Annotated in this window: 16 protein-coding genes; 8 read left to right on the forward strand and 8 right to left on the reverse strand. The window is 43.1% G+C overall.

The annotated features are described in order from the left end of the window. Positions 1–44: 44 nt before the first annotated feature. From treB to gmhB, 3 genes are all read right to left on the reverse strand, one after another. On the reverse strand, positions 45–1,469 hold the full coding sequence (gene treB, locus CAG57_RS09920; protein ID WP_161428103.1) for a PTS trehalose transporter subunit IIBC: 1,425 nt from the start codon (positions 1,467–1,469) through the stop codon (positions 45–47). A 289-nt stretch (positions 1,470–1,758) separates the two neighbouring features. Continuing rightward, positions 1,759–2,712 carry a trehalose operon repressor TreR gene (gene treR, locus CAG57_RS09925; protein ID WP_161428102.1) on the reverse strand — a complete coding sequence of 318 codons (954 nt, stop codon included), beginning with the start codon at positions 2,710–2,712 and terminating at the stop codon, positions 1,759–1,761. 5 nt (positions 2,713–2,717) lie between these two features. Beyond that, on the reverse strand, positions 2,718–3,284 hold the full coding sequence (gene gmhB, locus CAG57_RS09930) for a D-glycero-beta-D-manno-heptose 1,7-bisphosphate 7-phosphatase (protein ID WP_161428107.1): 567 nt from the start codon (positions 3,282–3,284) through the stop codon (positions 2,718–2,720). Between the two features lie 213 nt (positions 3,285–3,497). On the opposite strand from gmhB, the gene metN reads away from it, so the two are divergent. The 3 genes from metN to CAG57_RS09945 are packed head-to-tail and all read left to right on the forward strand — an operon-like array spanning position 3,498 to position 6,063. Beyond that, positions 3,498–4,532, forward strand: a complete 1,035-nt coding sequence (gene metN / locus CAG57_RS09935; protein ID WP_161428101.1) for a methionine ABC transporter ATP-binding protein MetN — start codon at positions 3,498–3,500, stop codon at positions 4,530–4,532. Next, positions 4,522–5,220, forward strand: coding sequence for a methionine ABC transporter permease (locus CAG57_RS09940; protein WP_161428100.1), 699 nt, complete (start codon positions 4,522–4,524; stop codon positions 5,218–5,220). Before metN ends, CAG57_RS09940 begins: the two co-directional genes overlap by 11 nt. 33 nt (positions 5,221–5,253) lie before the next feature. Then, positions 5,254–6,063: a MetQ/NlpA family lipoprotein gene (locus tag CAG57_RS09945; protein WP_161428099.1), complete on the forward strand. Its 810-nt coding sequence runs from the start codon at positions 5,254–5,256 to the stop codon at positions 6,061–6,063. 212 nt (positions 6,064–6,275) lie between these two features. On the opposite strand, the gene CAG57_RS09950 is transcribed toward CAG57_RS09945, so the two are convergent. Both CAG57_RS09950 and syd read right to left on the reverse strand, forming a co-directional pair. Further along, the gene (locus CAG57_RS09950) at positions 6,276–7,058 is read right to left on the reverse strand and encodes a Zn-ribbon-containing protein (protein WP_099612012.1); all 783 of its coding nucleotides are present in this window, start codon (positions 7,056–7,058) and stop codon (positions 6,276–6,278) included. A 5-nt stretch (positions 7,059–7,063) separates the two neighbouring features. Then, positions 7,064–7,609, reverse strand: a complete 546-nt coding sequence (gene syd, locus CAG57_RS09955; protein WP_099612011.1) for a SecY-interacting protein — start codon at positions 7,607–7,609, stop codon at positions 7,064–7,066. 92 nt (positions 7,610–7,701) lie between these two features. Here syd and queF point away from each other — a divergent pair, with 92 nt between their 5' ends. From queF to xni, 5 genes are all read left to right on the forward strand, one after another. Continuing rightward, entirely contained in the window at positions 7,702–8,547 is an 846-nt protein-coding gene (queF, locus tag CAG57_RS09960) for an NADPH-dependent 7-cyano-7-deazaguanine reductase QueF (RefSeq protein ID WP_161428106.1), read from the forward strand. A gap of 16 nt (positions 8,548–8,563) precedes the next feature. Then, positions 8,564–10,834, forward strand: coding sequence for a tetratricopeptide repeat protein (locus CAG57_RS09965; protein ID WP_099612010.1), 2,271 nt, complete (start codon positions 8,564–8,566; stop codon positions 10,832–10,834). A 292-nt stretch (positions 10,835–11,126) separates the two neighbouring features. Continuing rightward, positions 11,127–12,470: a GGDEF domain-containing protein gene (locus CAG57_RS09970; protein ID WP_237666063.1), complete on the forward strand. Its 1,344-nt coding sequence runs from the start codon at positions 11,127–11,129 to the stop codon at positions 12,468–12,470. 223 nt (positions 12,471–12,693) lie between these two features. After that, the gene (ppnN, locus tag CAG57_RS09975) at positions 12,694–14,052 is read left to right on the forward strand and encodes a nucleotide 5'-monophosphate nucleosidase PpnN (protein ID WP_161428098.1); all 1,359 of its coding nucleotides are present in this window, start codon (positions 12,694–12,696) and stop codon (positions 14,050–14,052) included. 90 nt (positions 14,053–14,142) lie between these two features. Further along, positions 14,143–14,910: a flap endonuclease Xni gene (gene xni, locus CAG57_RS09980; protein WP_099612009.1), complete on the forward strand. Its 768-nt coding sequence runs from the start codon at positions 14,143–14,145 to the stop codon at positions 14,908–14,910. 23 nt (positions 14,911–14,933) lie between these two features. Here xni and rlmM read toward each other — a convergent pair whose 3' ends face one another. The 3 genes from rlmM to CAG57_RS09995 all read right to left on the reverse strand — a co-directional run bounded on the left by rlmM (position 14,934) and on the right by CAG57_RS09995 (position 17,408). Beyond that, positions 14,934–16,025, reverse strand: coding sequence for a 23S rRNA (cytidine(2498)-2'-O)-methyltransferase RlmM (gene rlmM, locus CAG57_RS09985; protein ID WP_099612008.1), 1,092 nt, complete (start codon positions 16,023–16,025; stop codon positions 14,934–14,936). Beyond that, complete coding sequence (locus CAG57_RS09990; protein ID WP_161428104.1) at positions 16,022–16,420, reverse strand: DUF423 domain-containing protein; 399 nt, start codon at positions 16,418–16,420, stop codon at positions 16,022–16,024. Before CAG57_RS09990 ends, rlmM begins: the two co-directional genes overlap by 4 nt. 61 nt (positions 16,421–16,481) lie before the next feature. Continuing rightward, entirely contained in the window at positions 16,482–17,408 is a 927-nt protein-coding gene (locus tag CAG57_RS09995; protein ID WP_099612007.1) for a transcriptional regulator GcvA, read from the reverse strand. Positions 17,409–17,561 lie beyond the last annotated feature (153 nt).

Below are 17,561 nucleotides of genomic sequence, written 5' to 3' on the forward strand. Positions count from 1 at the left end.
AAAATGGAGAAAAAAGAGTGGTAATCGACCACTCTAAAATAGAATTACTCGCTTGCTGGTGCTAAATCATCTTTTAATTGCGCACGTTTATACATCAGTAAGGTCAACACTACAGGCACAACAATGGCAACCAACATCGCCAGCAGATAGGTAACCCAGTATTGTGGCTGGATAGAAAGAATTCCTGGAAGCCCTCCCACACCAATACCATTTGCCATGACACCAGCGCTGCCACAAATTGCCGCCGCTAATGCACTGCCGATCATCGCACTCAGCATAGGAAACTTATATTTTAGGTTAATCCCGTACATTGCTGGCTCTGTAACGCCCAGATAAGCTGAAATAGCCGCGGGGATAGAAATATCTCGCTCACCCTGTTTTTTACTAATGATGATGATTCCCATCACAGCAGATGCTTGCGCAATATTTGACAACGCAATTAGCGGCCAAATGGGTGTCCCGCCGAGATCTTGCATCAGTTGTAAATCTACGGCATTGGTGGTGTGGTGAATACCGGTGATCACTAATGGCGCATACAAAAAGCCAAAAACCATGGAACCAAGTACCGCAAAATCACCCGTCATCGCTGCTTTAGCCGCGTAAGCCACCCCGTCACCAATCACACGTCCAAATGGGCCAATAAAGGCATGGGCTAAAATCACAGCCAGAATAATAGAAAGGAAAGGAACCACCACAAGATAGAGATAAGAAGGAATAATGCGTTTTAAATTCGTTTCAATAAACGCGAGCACAACACCAGCTAAAATAGCCGGAATGACCTGAGCTTGATAGCCAACTTTCTCAATCGCAAACCAACCAAAGTCCCACACCTCTGGCACCTGCGTGCCGATTAAGTAAGCATTCATCAATTGGGGGGAAACCAAAGTCACCCCAAGCGTGATCCCGAGGATCGGTGTCCCACCCAGTTTTTTTACCGTTGACCAGCACACCCCAACAGGAAGGAAGAAAAAGATGGCTTCGCCAATCAACCATAAAAAGGCATGCACACTCGCCCAAAACTGGCTAATCTCGGTCAAGGTTTGACCGTCAAACATTTTAATGTCACCAATCACATTACGAAAGCCCAGAATAAGCCCCCCGGTAATGATCGCTGGCAATAGTGGGACAAAAATTTCAGCTAAATGAGATATTCCTCTCTCAAGCACATTCATATTCTGCCGAGCGGCGAGTTTCGCATCATCTTTCGATGTTTCTGATTTCCCCGTTAACGATAATAAAATTTTATAAACTTGATCGACTTCAGTACCAATCACGACCTGAAACTGCCCAGCATTGGTAAAACACCCCTTCACCATACTTAGCGTTTCAATCTGTTTACTATCAGCCTTCGCGGTATCATTCAGTACAAACCGTAAACGTGTTAAGCAGTGACTGACACTCGCAATATTTTCGTTGCCACCAATCAGCTCAATCAGACGAGTGACGTCTTGTTTCGCTATCTTAGCCATATCCCATCCACCCCATTTGTTTTTCATTTATCATAGTTGATATTTTAATGGGAACAATCCCATTCGAATGGTCAGATACTGACATATTCGATATTAAGATAAAATGGGAACAGTCCCATAAATTGAAATGGATCACAAATGGTTCGGGGTTTATCTCAAGAACCGCTTCCTGACGCAACCTAGATAGCACCAATAAACACAAAAGCCATATTGAAAAAAAATGGCTACAATGCATAAAAAGTCCATCATTCGAAAACGAAACGTCAAAGAGAAGAAATGGGAGCGCTACTCACAAGGTGGATGCTGGTCGTTGTGTGATATGAACGCACTCAGTGCTATCGTTTGATAACTGATGAATCAGTAAGTTAGCCGCTTTTTCACCTGCCTGATGGTAGCCAGGATCAACGCTATATACATTCGGAAAGAGAAAAGAAAGAAGCTCATTACCACCAACACCAGTCACAGCAATATCATCACGTTGCCGCTCTTGTAAGCGCTTGATAACACCTAATGCCAAGGTATCACTGGCACAGACAATCGCCTGAGTGTCTTGATATAAAACGTGGTCGACCAATTGATAGGCACTTTCATGATCTAGCTCACCGGTTTGATAATTAGGCAACTTGCCGTTCGCCTCACACCAGTCGAGATAAGCCTGTAGACGCATTAACCCCGTGGTTTTATCTCGAGGATTAACGCCAATAAAGGCGATTTGCGATAGATTTTTTTGTTGGAGATAACTCAACGCTTGATTAATAATACCTTGGTTATCGTAATTGATAGAAGAAACAAATTCACAGTCCATTGCAACAAGCACAGCGCGTTTATTCCAACTCGCTAATGTCGATAAATCGATATCAGTAAAGCCAAAAACAATTACCCCATCAACATTACGCTTTGCCAACACTTGCAGGTGAGCTAACGTTTTTTGTCTGTCAAACTGGCTTTCCATAATGACCACATCATAGCCATGCTGATAAAGCACTTGCAACATACGACTGACCGCACGGTTCTCAGACGGCGAATCAAGACGAGAAATAATAACGCCAACCACTTTTTGGCTTCCACCACGCATAGATTGGGCCGATTTTGACGGCACATAGCCAGATTCAGCGATCACTTGCTCAACCCGCGCGCGCGTCTCTGGCCTCACTTTCGGATCATTGGTGAGAACTCGCGATACGGTCGATTTTCCGACACCGGAGAGTTTTGCTATATCAAGGATCGTCAGTTTTTTACTCATAGCGTTCAGATAGCCGAAGATAAAGAGCGAAGATAGGCGGGTACATTCGCAATGCTATCGAGAACCGCATTGGCTAAAGTTTCACCTTGTGAAGTAATCGGTTTACCGGTGCGCACTAAAATTTTCTGTCCTACCCCAGCAGCCTCTGCGGCCATCATGTCTTCGACTTTATCACCCACCATCACCGACCTCGCCATATCAATTTTCAAAAAATCACGCGCTGAAAAAAACATGCCCGGCTTTGGTTTACGGCAGTCGCAATCTTGCTTATAGTCTCCAATCCCCTGTTCAGCATGATGTGGACAGTAGTAGACACCATCAAATTCAACCCCATTATCAACAAAGTTCCAATCCATCCACTGAGTGAGGGATAAGAAGCGATCTTCACTGAAGAGACCTCGAGCGATCCCAGACTGATTAGTCACCAGCACTAATAGATAGCCCATCTCTTTCAATTGTTGAGTCGCATCAAAAACACCATCAATAAAATGGAAATCGTGCTCATCATGCACATACCCCGTATCGAGGTTAATCACCCCATCACGGTCTAAAAACACAGCGGGTTTAGCCAAAACATTACTCTCTAGTGACGATTTTCCAAGAATTATACTCAACTAGCACCAATATGCTAGGTTGAAAGTCTACCAGTAAAATCAAGCCCCTCTTGTTCGATACTTAACAGCATAAAAAAGTTTTAGCCGTCTAGACGTAAAAATATCTATTGACTTAAAATCACAGAACTCATAGCATCAATCGACAAGAGTGAAAGAACGCGGCATGGTTTTATGATTCAAATTAATCAAGTAAATAAAGTGTTCTATCAAGGTAATCAAGAAATTCACGCCTTGGTAGACATTAATCTCCATATTGCACAAGGCACTATCTTTGGTGTTATCGGCTCATCAGGCGCAGGCAAAAGCACCTTGATACGTTGCGTCAATATGTTGGAAAAACCAACCAGTGGTAGTGTCATTGTCGATGGTGTCGATTTAACGACACTGAACAACAAACAGCTCAGCCAAGCAAGGCGCAATATTGGGATGATTTTTCAGCACTTTAACCTGCTTTCTTCCCGAACGGTGTTTGAAAATATCGCGCTACCCCTTGAGTTAGCCGGTCATCCCTCGACACATATTGCTCGTAAAGTGACAGAATTATTGACCTTAGTAGACTTAGCAGAAAAGCGAGATACTTATCCAGCCAATTTAAGTGGTGGGCAAAAGCAACGCGTTGCAATTGCGCGCGCTTTAGCGTCTGATCCTAAAGTTTTACTTTGTGATGAAGCAACCAGTGCGCTTGATCCGGCAACAACGCAATCCATTCTTGAGCTTCTAAAAGAGATCAACCGACAATTAAATATTACGATTTTGCTGATTACCCATGAAATGGATGTAGTTAAAAACATTTGTCACGAGGTCGCCATCATCGGCGATGGACAATTAGTAGAAAAAGGTAGTGTCGGTGATATTTTTGCTTACCCCAAAACCACCTTAGCGCATCAGTTTATTCGTTCGACATTGGATCTGTCTATTCCAGACGATTACCAAGCGCGTTTACAACCACAACGAGTCACGGGCAGTTACCCTTTGGTTCGTCTCGAATTTACTGGCTCAACCGTCGATGCTCCCCTGATGTCACAGATTTCTCGCAAGTTTAATATCGATGTAAGCATCCTCAGCTCCGATCTTGACTACGCTGGCGGGGTAAAATTTGGCATGATGGTGGCAGAAATCTTTGGTGACGAACAAAATGATAGCGCCGCAATTCAATATCTCAGAGACAACAACGTAAAAGTCGAGGTGCTCGGTTATGTCCTTTAATATTATTGTAGACTGGCTGAATGCCATTAGTGCGTGGCTGAGCTTAAACAGCGACTTACTGTTAACGGCAACCTGGCAAACCATATATATGGTCGCCGTTGCTGGCTTAATTGGCTTTGCTATCGGCATTCCACTTGGCGTCGTTTTGCACCTCACTAAAAAAGGAGGGTTATTAGAAAATATACGACTCAACAAAATATTAGGTGCTATCGTCAACATTGGCCGCTCGGTACCATTTTTAGTCTTAATGGTTGCGATTATCCCGGTGACGAAACTATTAGTCGGAACCTTTATTGGCACGACTGCGGCGATCGTCCCTTTAACCATCGGCGCAATCCCTTTTGTTGCGCGTTTGATTGAAGGCGCTCTTATCGAAGTGCCCAGCGGTTTGGTTGAAGCAGCCCAAGCGATGGGGGCAACACCAATGCAGATTATCCGTAAAGTACTTCTACCTGAAGCGATGCCAACGATCTTAAATTCAGTGACCATTACCTTAGTTACCCTGGTCAGCTATTCCGCTATGGCTGGTACGGTTGGCGGTGGCGGTTTAGGCGATGTGGCAATCCGTTACGGGTTCCACCGTTATGATGTCACGATTATGGCCGTGACGGTGGTTATGCTGATCGTTTTAGTACAAATCATTCAATCCATCGGTGATTTTCTCGTGCGCCGCGTTGATCACAAATAAGTAAAATATCGTTTTATAACAAGGAGAATAGATATGAAGTTGAACTTAAAAGGGCTATTGGCTGCTACAGTAGCTGCATCAGCGCTGGTTTTGTCTGGCTGTGGTGAAAAAAATGTCGATGTCAATAGCGTCAAAGTTGGGGTCATTGCCGGTGCCGAAGCTCAAGTTGCAGAGGTTGCCGCCAACATTGCCAAAGAAAAATATAACCTGAATGTCGAACTGGTTACCTTCACAGACTACGTTACCCCTAATGCGGCATTAGATGATGGTTCAATTGATATCAATGCATTCCAGCACAAACCTTACCTCGACAAACAAATCGCTGACCGTGGCTATAAATTGGCCATTGTTGGTAATACTTTTGTCTATCCTATCGCTGGCTATTCAAAACAGATCAAAAGCATCGATGAAATAGAACAAGGAGCCCGTATTGCGGTACCGAATGACCCAACCAATCTTGGCCGATCACTCCTGTTACTTGAACAGCAGGGGTTAATCACGCTACGTGAGAACGTTGGTCTATTGGCCACGGTCCGTGACATCATCGAAAATCCCCAAGGTGTGCGCATTATGGAACTTGATGCGGCACAACTGCCTCGCGCACTGGATGATGTAACATTGGCCATTATCAATACCACTTACGCCAGCTCTATCAACTTGACTCCCGAAAAAGATGGGATTTTTGTCGAAGACAAAGAGTCACCTTATGTCAACTTGCTAGTTGCACGGCAAGATAACGTCAACGCTGAAAATGTACAGAACTTCCTCAAGGCATACCAAACCGATGAAGTCGCAAACGCAGCGTCAACCATCTTCCATGGTGGTTCAGTAAAAGGCTGGTAAACTCAACGACGCCTCAAAAAACAGTAATAAGATAAACCCGAACAACTTGGCGTTGCAGGCCGACGGTAACTAAGTGAAGCCAGACACAATGTCGTCAAGCCCGACACAATATAGTTTGGCCAACCGAACGCAACCGATATCACTGCAACGTCAAGTAGCGATTATTTCCTTTTTATCTCGCCTCATTTAATGAATGAGGCAACTAACCTGTTTTAGTTTTTCAGATAATCCCACGAAATATTCGACACGATACGACATTGATCGCACTTAAAATGGAAAATGTCATGCAAGGGTTCTTTAAGTAACCACATACCACCACATTTAGGGCAAGGACGGGCTTTTTCAGCCGCTAAACTCGTCCCTCCGACTCGATATTGGTAATAATAGGTCGGAATTTTGGTTAAATACTCAATTCTTCCTCGCAAATCCCAGCCACGACGAAATAAGTCACTCTGTATTTCACACAGCTCATCCAATGCAGCGTGTTCCGCTTTACAACCACCAGCCATTTGAATTTCATCACATGCCTGCCACTCGGTTTGCCATTTTATGACCGCTTTATGATCGCCGTTAAATGTCGCTGGATGGCGATATAAAGGAATAGGTAATAATGTTTCACCGCTACGCAATGGAGAACAAGTATGCAGATACGTGGTATAAAGCACTTGCCAACTAGGTGATACGGAATCCGCAGCTTGCTCTGAATTAATATCCCTTCCTAATAAGCGGACTTTCGGAGCAAGTAAACATGCCTCAGACAAACGTTCTAGAGAGACTTTAACAAAATCTGAATGGTATTTAGGATGCAAACTGTCTTGTTCAGGACACACCGCTCGAAGGAAAAACTCCCCTTCACCGAGTACTAATGGAAATTCACGACCAAGTACTTGGCCATTGAAACGCAATGCTTCCATTAACCCATTAACCGCTTTATCGACCGCACTGATAGTCGTATTATCAAAGCATTCAAATTCTAGCTCTACTACATAAGCCATAAAAGTTACACCGCGGGTTTAAGTTGATTTAAAAAGTCCACCACATCCATACAAAGCACCTCTCTATGCTTACGACCTAACGTTTCTCGAATGACGTTCCCGGTTAAGTTACAAATGGAAATTACCGTCATATCATCATCGGTTGTCGCGATAAAAACGGTTGGTTTTTGTTTAAGGCGTCGTTGCATGACAAGATGACCAAGTATATTTTCTTGTAGCCTGACATAATCATCTTCATTCCAGACTTGTACTAGTGTTAATGCTTGATCTCGCCACAAAGCTGGCATATCCGCACAATATTGTGTGCCATAAAAAGGATCAATGTCAGGATGAAGGGTTAACTCCATCCCTTGTTCCACCGAAGCGAGAGACGCGATACTATTTCGTTGCTGTGCTTGCCAATAAACCTTATCGTCCTCTTGCTCTTGAATACACACGGAAGCTAACCCCACGAGGTCATGGCTACAAGGTAAAGTTTGATAGCGCTGAAAGTAGGCGTTAGAGTAACGCTGTGTAAAAGATAATAAGGCTCGGGTGACTAAATTAGTCATGCGGTTCTCCATTGCAAAGCACAGACAGCCAGTGACACCAGCGGTCATATTGCGTAAAATTCCTCATATTCTAATCGAATTGACGATAAATGATGAGCAAATATTCTGAAGCAAAAGAGCTAGCAGGACTGACGCTAGGCAAAAAAACCGATTATACCCATCGGTATGATCCCCATTTACTGCAACCGGTGCCTCGTCGTTTAAATCGAGAACAACTCAAACTTGGTGAGTCATTACCATTCACTGGGTGTGATATCTGGACACTGTATGAGCTTTCATGGCTCAATAACAAAGGGCTGCCTCAAGTCGCTATTGGTGAAGTGATGATTCCTGCCACCAGTATCAATTTAATTGAGTCTAAATCCTTCAAGCTTTACCTCAATAGCTTAAATCAAACCCAATTTTCGTCTTGGCAAGCGGTACAGGAATGTTTAAGTCAGGATCTGTCTCAATGCGCAGGAGAGACTGTTAGCGTACAACTTTACCCTCTCGCTCACTATACACATCAACCCATTGCAACCATGCAAGGAGAATGCATTGATGAGCAAGATATAATCATTACCGATTATCAATTTAACCCGGATACATTATGCCATGCGGTCAGTTCTGAGGTTGTCGAAGAAACGCTACATAGTCATTTACTCAAATCTAACTGCTTAATTACCAATCAACCCGATTGGGGAAGTATCGAAATTACTTATCGAGGGCCACAGATACACCGGGAGGCTTTACTGCGCTATATCGTCTCATTCCGCGAACACAATGAGTTTCATGAACAATGCGTTGAACGGATTTTTACCGATATTTGTCGGTACTGTCATCCTGAACAACTCACCGTTCTAGCTCGATATACTCGCCGAGGCGGTCTGGACATTAATCCGTTCCGCTCTACCCATCATGCCGCCCCAACGCATAATTTACGTATGGCTCGCCAATAAAAGGAATCGGTTTAGGATGCAATCTTTCCGCTGGATATATCGTGGTTTGGTGACGTTACTGCTTTGTCTACCTAGCTGGGCTTACGCAGCCGTTTATTCTTCTCCTATGCTAAATGAAGCCTATAGCTTAATTGACATTTCCCCGATACAAGCTAAGGCGCTCGCACAAGACTATCTTCAACAGCGAAAATTAGCCGATAAAGCAGAAAAAAATCCCGCCAGTATCAGCAGAGATGAAACCGACAGTCGCATTCGAACGCCAGGAAGCAGCATTGAGGCAATAAAAATACTGGCGAACGCTGAATTTCGTCTTGGTCATAGAGAAGCCGCTTTTGAATGGTTAGAGAATGCCAAACAGCTCGCGATTCAATACCAATTACCTTATCTCGAATTAAGTGTTGATATATTAACGGTTCGTTTACAGTGGCGTTTCGATGGCAATGCCAGTGCAGCTCGAGCCCAATTGCGAGACATTATCGCCCGATATGAATCGCTCAAGGAGAGTAGCCGCTTAACTAAAGAGATCGATTATCAAACCACCATGCTAAGGGCGGAAATTGCATCACAAGCCAACGATGTCCAATTAGCGAACCGTTTATTTCTTGAAGTAAAACCTTATATTGAGTCGTTATCTGCTCAAAAACCGATGATTGATTATCATATCGTCGTGGGGGAACATTATCTTAGGCATGAACGATATAATCTAGCACTATCCGAGTTGCTGATTGCCTATTGGAAAGCGATTGAAATTGATGCCAGCGCTCAACTGGCCAAAGCTAACACCTTACTCGCACAACTTTTTTATGAACGAAGAGTTTTTGATAAAACATTGATTCATCTTTCTCAAGCTGCAGAATTTTATGGTAATTATGAGAAATCTCCCGTTTTAGCTGCGGTACTAAAACGGATGGGTGATGTGTATTATCAACAAGGTAAATACAATTTAGCGCTCGTGCATTATTTTAATGCGATTGATCATGAAAGTAGTGACATCAATATCACCAACGTGATTGAGGTAAGGTTAAACTTAGCCGCTACTTATTTACAGTTATATAACTATCCCTTAGCAGAACAATATTTGTTCTTAGCACAAGATCTATTACAAACCCACCCGATGCCAAAACTACAAGGTCAAGCTGCTCTGCTCAATGCTGGCCTCGCCTATTCGCAACAAAATAGCCAACGCGTCATTCACTATGCTCAACAGGCACTCAATGTAGCCGAATCTTTAAGTGACTTAACCACACAGGAGCAAGCTTATCGACTGCTGTCATTAGGCTATGAACAAAAAGGACAATACGCCCAAGCATTAGACAATATCAAGCGTAGTAATTCTATTGCGCAAATTCGTCAAAATAAACTCAATCAAATTAGCGAAGATGCCTTCCGGCAACAAAAAGAATTTGCTGAACAGGCGTTGCATCTAGTTGGCCAAGAAAAGGCCTTATTGGAAACTCAGCAGGAATACAGCAAATTTCAAAAAATTGCCTTTTCACTGTTTATCATCTGTATCATTTTGTTTTTATTTTTGATGCGCCGAGGTTATGTCATCCAACGACAACAGGATGAGATTGATGAACTCAACAACAACTTATTTACTCACTCTCGTTCACGATTACCCAATTTAAGAATGCTCAATACTCAACTTCTTTCGTCATTACAACGCAGCAGTCATAATTATGAACAGTGGCATATTGGTGAATTGATCCATGAACCGCTCAATGATCGACTGCGTTTCGTCATGATCGATCTTCCCTTGCTACGTAACATGTACCTGCAATATGGCTACAGTCGTGGTGTCGAAATGGAACATGCACTAGGCGCTTTTTTGAAGACCCACTTAACCGATCCTTCTCGTCTATACCATTTTTCTGATGCCAACTTATTATATATAGAAGCCAATAGTGATCGCGCACAACCACCTGAAATGTTATTTGATAAAATTCAAACTTGGATTGAACAGTTCCAGCCCGATCAACCCCTCAACCGAACCATTCGGGTTGGCATTGCAGACTATCCATTCTTGCCACGATCATATACCGCCATTAATGATAAAGAACTATTAGACATCTTACTCATGGCGACGAGTGTCGCACGCGGATTGAGCTTAAGAGATAAAAACAGCCATTGGGTCTATTTTAAAGCTATTGATAATGCGCCAGCCGCAAGCTTTGCCTCCAATCATATCCGTAAATGTTGTCAGTTAGCGATTAATCAGGGGTTAATAAAAGTTCACTCATCTTGTAAGAATGAGGAGGACATCAAAAAACTCCTAAAAGATGAATAAATAGTGTACGGTTAATCAGCAAAGCTAGGTGACGCGAGATAATTATTTGTTATTATCGACAAATAAGTAAATAGGATCAGGGTTACAACCTCATTCATGTGTTGTTGATGGGTGTTCTAGAGATATCCAGTATCCAGTCAACTTGGGCAGTCGTTATCACGCTAGATAAATGCGTTTCGCTTTGAAAGTAGAATGAAAAGAGATGAGTTTACCTCCACTGTCTACTCTAAAGGCCATGACGTTATGCTTATCAAGCTGCGTAACGTGATAACGCTTGGCCATACAACAATAAATGCAGGTTTTCATTCTCTCTCCTTTAGCCGTACTGGAGCACATGTTGAAACCGAACTCGTTAGCAACGGAACAACAGACTGACAATCTGGATGCACAGATCAAGCATAGCCGTAATATTTTACTGCAAATTCCCGGGATACCAGTAAAAATAAAACGTGATCTTCGAGAACTCTTTAACCAATCCCATGCTCAACCAGCAGCTCAAACGACACAAGCCATTCACCTACTGAGACTTTATGAACGGGTAGTGAAAATTTTGACTCATAACTCACATACACTGAGTCAAACATTTCCCTCGACGAGCGAGCATGCCTTACTCACTCAATTAAACAGTGAGTTACAAAATTTAATCACCGAACTGGACTTTGAGGGAGAATCAGGCGATTTACTGGCTGATATTCGAACCAAATTACTGCTTGGTGTTAATAGCGACACTTTGTTAGAACTCGCCTTACAAGTATTAAGGCTGGTTATTGACGGTACTCAATACGAACGAAAAAGCTCTGAAAAATTTTTACAGCAAGTGAATACTGCATTAATCAAAAACCTAAAAAGTGCCGGACAAAATTTACAGCAAAGCACCGAGAACTACGTTCACCGGCAAGAAATCAATCAAGAATTAAACCAGTTAGTTACTCGTGGACAGCATGAATTAAACAAACTGGAATCGCCCACGACAACAGCAGCATTGAATAGCTTATTCGGAGAAATCACATCATTATCAGAACGTCTCGATCAAGCTCAACAACGAGAGCAAGCATTAATTGAACGGATGCATTACAGCAAAAATCAAACGGAAGCCTTGTTTGAACTAACTCAAGATTATCGACGTCGCTTAGAAGATCAAGCGCAACGCTTACTGCAAGATCCACTAACTAAAGTGTACAACCGAACCGCATTTAATGATCACCTGGAACTGGAATACCGCCGCTGGATTCGTTCTCAACACCATTTACGTGTCGCTGTGCTCGATATTGATAAATTTAAAGCGATCAATGAAAGTTTTGGTTATTTAGCCGGTGATAAAGCGTTAAAAATCATCGCCAGAACGATTCATAAAGAACTAAATAAAACAGACACATTGGCACGTTTTTCAGGTGAGGAGTTTATTCTTCTGCTACCAGAGCGCGACGATAATGAATGCCATCAACTTATCCAGCAAATACAGCGCAACGTTGCTCGTTTACCATTTAAGTTCAGAGATAAACACATTACCATGACTCTCAGTGGTGCAACCTCTGCATTTAAAGAATCGGATACCCCTGAAATTGTGCTCGACCGTCTTTATCGTTCTTTGCAAGAAGTCAAAAAATATGGGCCAAATCAATTAGCATGGAAATAACCAATTCGGCTACTTTTCATACAAAGCTGACATGAGATAACAAAAGTTAGTGACTAAACTCACATCTTGTGCGGTTGAAGATTCCCCAATGCAAAGGAAGCGAACAAGATTGATAGCAATATTTCCATCGGTTACAGCGCGGCTAATTCAGGTTTCTTTTTGATGCAACACGTCAATTTCATTCCCTGATTATGTCTGTGGTAACTTAGTTAAGGAGGTCTCGATGATCACTCAAGTTAGCCCAGCAGGCAGTATGGATTTACTGTCTCAGCTTGAAGTAGAACGACTAAAAAAAACGGCGTCCAGTGATCTCTATCAACTGTATCGTAATTGTAGTCTTGCTGTACTAAACTCCGGTAGCCATACAGATAACTCAAAAGAGTTATTGGATCAGTATAAAAACTTTGATATTACCGTCCTACGTCGTGAACGTGGGATTAAGCTTGAGCTAACCAATCCCCCTGAACAAGCGTTTGTAGATGGGCAAATCATTAAAGGCATTCAAGAACATCTGTTTGCTGTACTGCGTGATATTGTCTATGTCAACATGCACTTGTCGGATCAGCAACGATTAAATCTCACCAATGCTAGCCACATTACCAATCTTGTATTCGGAATTTTGCGTAATGCTGGTGCATTAATCCCAGGTATTGAACCCAATTTAATTGTTTGTTGGGGCGGCCATTCCATTAATGAAACTGAATATCAGTATACACGTGCTGTTGGCCATGAACTTGGGCTACGTGAACTCAATATCTGTACTGGCTGTGGCCCAGGAGCGATGGAAGGACCGATGAAGGGCGCAGCAATCGGTCATGCAAAACAGCATTACCGTCAACAACGTTACTTAGGCTTAACGGAGCCTTCCATTATCGCTGCTGAACCACCGAATCCAATCGTAAATGAATTGATCATTATGCCGGATATTGAAAAACGTTTAGAAGCGTTCGCACGCATGGCACACGGTATTATTATTTTCCCAGGTGGTCCAGGCACCGCGGAAGAACTGCTATATATTTTAGGCATAATGATGCACCCAGAAAATACTGAGCAGCCGATGCCTATCGTTCTCACTGGTGCCAAAGAGAGTGAAGCTTACTTTCAATCTATTGATCAATTTATTGCGGCCACGCTCGGAGAAGAGGCAAGAAAACACTATACCATTGTGATTGATGATCCCGCTCAAGCTGCGCGTATTATGAAAGAAGCAATGCCCTTGGTGCGACAACACCGTCGAGATCATGATGATGCTTATAGTTTTAACTGGTCGCTTAAAATTGAACCTGAATTTCAACTACCTTTTGAACCAAGCCATGACAATATGGCAAGCTTAGACTTACATCTCAACCAACGCCCTGAAGTACTGGCGGCAAATTTACGCCAAGCTTTCTCCGGTATAGTAGCGGGTAACGTTAAAGCGGAAGGGATTCGTGAAATAGAGCGTAAAGGGCCATTTGAACTGCATGGCGATCCGATGCTAATGAAGAAAATGGATAAATTGCTTGCTGATTTTGTACAGCAACATCGAATGAAATTACCTGGGGGCACCGCTTATGAACCTTGTTATCGTATTACCACTTAAGCGCTGACACCGGCAAATAAAACAACAGGGATAGTCATCTCATTTTATTTCATTACAATAAGGGCTTATCAGCCCTTATTGTTTGTGATTATGTCTCTCCATCTTGTGATAATTGATGCGTTAAACCTCATTCGTCGCGTGCACTCAGCGCAACCCGATCCCACGGATATCATGCGAACAGCAACGACCACGTGCCGAACACTGCAGCGTATCATTGATGAATCAACACCGACCCATATCATCGCTGTCTTTGATCACCACTTACAAGACAGGGGATGGCGAGCCCAGTTGCTACCAACCTATAAACAAGGGCGCAAGCCGATGCCAACACCACTGCAAGAAGGTTTAGACACCATTCAACAAGCCTGGTGGGAGTTAGGGATTGACTCATTACTCTCTGATGGGGACGAAGCTGATGATTTAGTGGCGACGCTCGCCTGCAAAGTCGCTCGTCATCAAGAAAAAGTGACTATCATTTCCACCGATAAAGGCTATTGCCAACTCCTGTCACCTACATTACAAATTCGAGACTACTTTCAACAACGTTGGCTTGACGTTCCATTTATTGACAACGAATTTGGTGTGCGGCCAACTCAACTGGCAGATTTCTGGGGATTAACTGGGATAAGTTCGAGCCAAGTACCTGGCGTTACCGGGATTGGCCCTAAAGCCGCTAGGGCTATTCTACAACAATTTGCAACCATTGAAGAGGCTTATGCCAGCGACCAACTCGCAGATAAATATCGAAAAAAGCTGGATGAACAAATAGAAATGGCCAGAATATGCAAGCAAGTTGCCCAGCTCAAAACCGATATTGAGCTAGGATTTAACTTGCAAGATATTCGTTTTCAACCCTGAACACGTAAGCTCGACAACAAGAATTAGTAAGGGGTGATATTCGATAACGTTTGCACGTGTACGGTGATCTCTTCTCTATCATGATACAGATGCTTAGCCTGCAACCTAAACTTTACTTGATGCTCTTTAAGAAATAACTTTAAGTTTTCAATATCTTCTAAGACTTCATCATAGCGGCCTTTCATCGGCAATTTAAGATTAAATATTGCCTCTTTGGCCCAACCACTAATAAGCCACTCCCCCATTAATTGGGCAACGCGGGAAGGCTTTTCAATCATATCACAGACTAACCAAGTGACATTTTTTCGAGGGGGCTCAAATTTAAAGCCATCTTGCATATGATGTTTTACTTGGCCAGTTTCCATCAAGCTATCAGCCATCATACCGTTATCGACCGCATGAACAAACATAGACCGTTTCACCAATTGATAAGTCCATCCTCCCGGACACGCGCCGAGATCGACCGCCCACATCCCTGATGCTAAACGGGTATCCCACTCCTCTTTGGGAATAAAAACGTGGAACGCTTCTTCCAATTTTAAGGTTGAACGACTTGGTGCATCAGCAGGAAACTTTAAGCGCGGGATCCCCATAAAAAAAGGCGAATTATTCTGGCTGTCAGAATAGCCCATGTAACAGTGCCCAGGAGCGATAAAACAGACATGGAATACGGGTTTCTTAGCGTTATCTTTAGCCAATAAAAATCCTTTTCCACGTAAGGCTTGACGCAAAGGAACCGTAAATTTTCGGCAGAATTTCAATAACGCTTTCGCTTCATTAGTGTCTGGCGTTTCAATCCGAATATCCCCGCACCGAGGTAGCGACTCAATGGCTGACAGCTGTGAAACAATAGGAGAAATTCGGTCATCTTTTGGCAAATCGACAAACTCAGCAACCACTGCAAACATTTGTCGCGCAAAAATAAGCGCCTGAAAGTCGATCTGCTTAATCAATTTATCGGCATCTTCCGCTTGATAACATTCAAACAGAACATACCCAGTGTTATGTTTTAAACGAGGAAAGCCATAGACTGCCAGTTGGCTCGCTTTATCCTGAATTTCACCAGCACACTCTTTTTCAAAACCAGCACGGCAGTAGAGCATTACGTGTTTCACCGCTTCACCTCTTTCATATTCATAGCAGCTAGGATAAAGATTCCCCAGCCAAATAAAAACAACACCCCACCCAATGGGGTAATCGGACCAAACCACTTTGCGCCCGTCAAGGCTAACGCATAAAGGCTACCGCTAAAGCAAAGGATGCCGATAATAAAGCAAATTGCTGCTCGGCTAAAATGTTTTCGAGCTTTATCGTGCAAAGGCAATTGCAATAAAACGCCACACATCAATAAAGCAGCACCATGAATAAATTGATAATTCACTCCCGTTTGAAACACCGATAATAAATGGGTCGAAAGTTGCGCCTTCAGTGCATGAGCGGCAAAAGCACCCAAAGCGACCGCTACACCAGAAAAAAAACCACCAATGATAAGTAAAGACTGACTCCTCATCATAAACCTCGCTAATAAACTGAGCGAATCACTCAATGATAAACGCTCGGAAAAGACAATCTCACTCACGAGAAGTCGTCACTTCTTCTAAGATCACTTCTTGCTCACGGCGTGCTTTATTAAGCATCCAGTCACGAAAGGTTGCGATACGTCCCATATCCGCCTGTTTTTCATGACAAACGACATAAAAGGCATTTTTAGTCATGAGCACTTGATCAAAAGGGGCAACCAACCGCCCTGATTCTAATTCTGGCTGAGCAAGCACATTATTACCCAAGGCGACACCTTGTCCATGCACCGCGGCTTGTAATACCATCGTTGAATGACTAAAGATAGGCCCATGATTGACATTCACGGACTCCAAACCATTTTCTTTAGCAAACTGTTTCCAGTCTTTACGAGAGGTGTCATGCAGTAAAGTATGCTGTGCTAAATCGCTCAAAGTCGCTAATGGTTTACTGCCCAATAATAAAGCGGGGGAACAAAGTGGTATTAAAAATTCCTGGTAAAGTTTATCAGCACGCAGCCCAGGCCAATTACCGCGCCCGTAGTAAATAGCGACATCAACGTCATCAGTTAACGACCCTTCTTCCATGTCCACCGCTTTGATTCGAACATCAATATCTGGCTCTTGTTGATTAAAATCAGCTAAACGAGGCACCAGCCATTGAATGGCAAAGCTAGGCGGTAAACTTATGGTTAAAGCCCCTTTTTCACTGCGTTCTAATAACTTATCCGTTGCTTCCGCAAGTGAGCCAAAAATATCTTTAATATCGAGAAAATAGCTTTGCCCTTCTTCAGTTAGTAACAAAGAACGATTACGGCGTCGAAAAAGTTTTAAGCCAAGGAACTCTTCCAACGCTTTGATTTGATGGCTAACAGCAGCCTGAGTCACAAAAAGTTCTTCGGCTGCACGAGTAAAGCTCAAGTGACGCGCGGCCGCTTCAAACACTTTTAACGAGTTTAGCGGGGGTAATCTTCTGGACATGGTAACCCTCTATAGTAGATTAGTTTTTTTAATCTGAAACATTATAAATTGTCCATTGCTAACCAGCCAGAGAAAATCTATATTTCACCCCGTAGCGCAAGCCTGAACGGCTTGATTCTCTCGAGAATCAATAGGCTTTGTTGTTACGATGTT

It is taken from the genome of Vibrio sp. V30_P3S12P165 (assembly GCF_009904905.1).
In the GTDB taxonomy this organism is placed as follows: Bacteria; Pseudomonadota; Gammaproteobacteria; order Enterobacterales; family Vibrionaceae; genus Vibrio; species Vibrio fujianensis.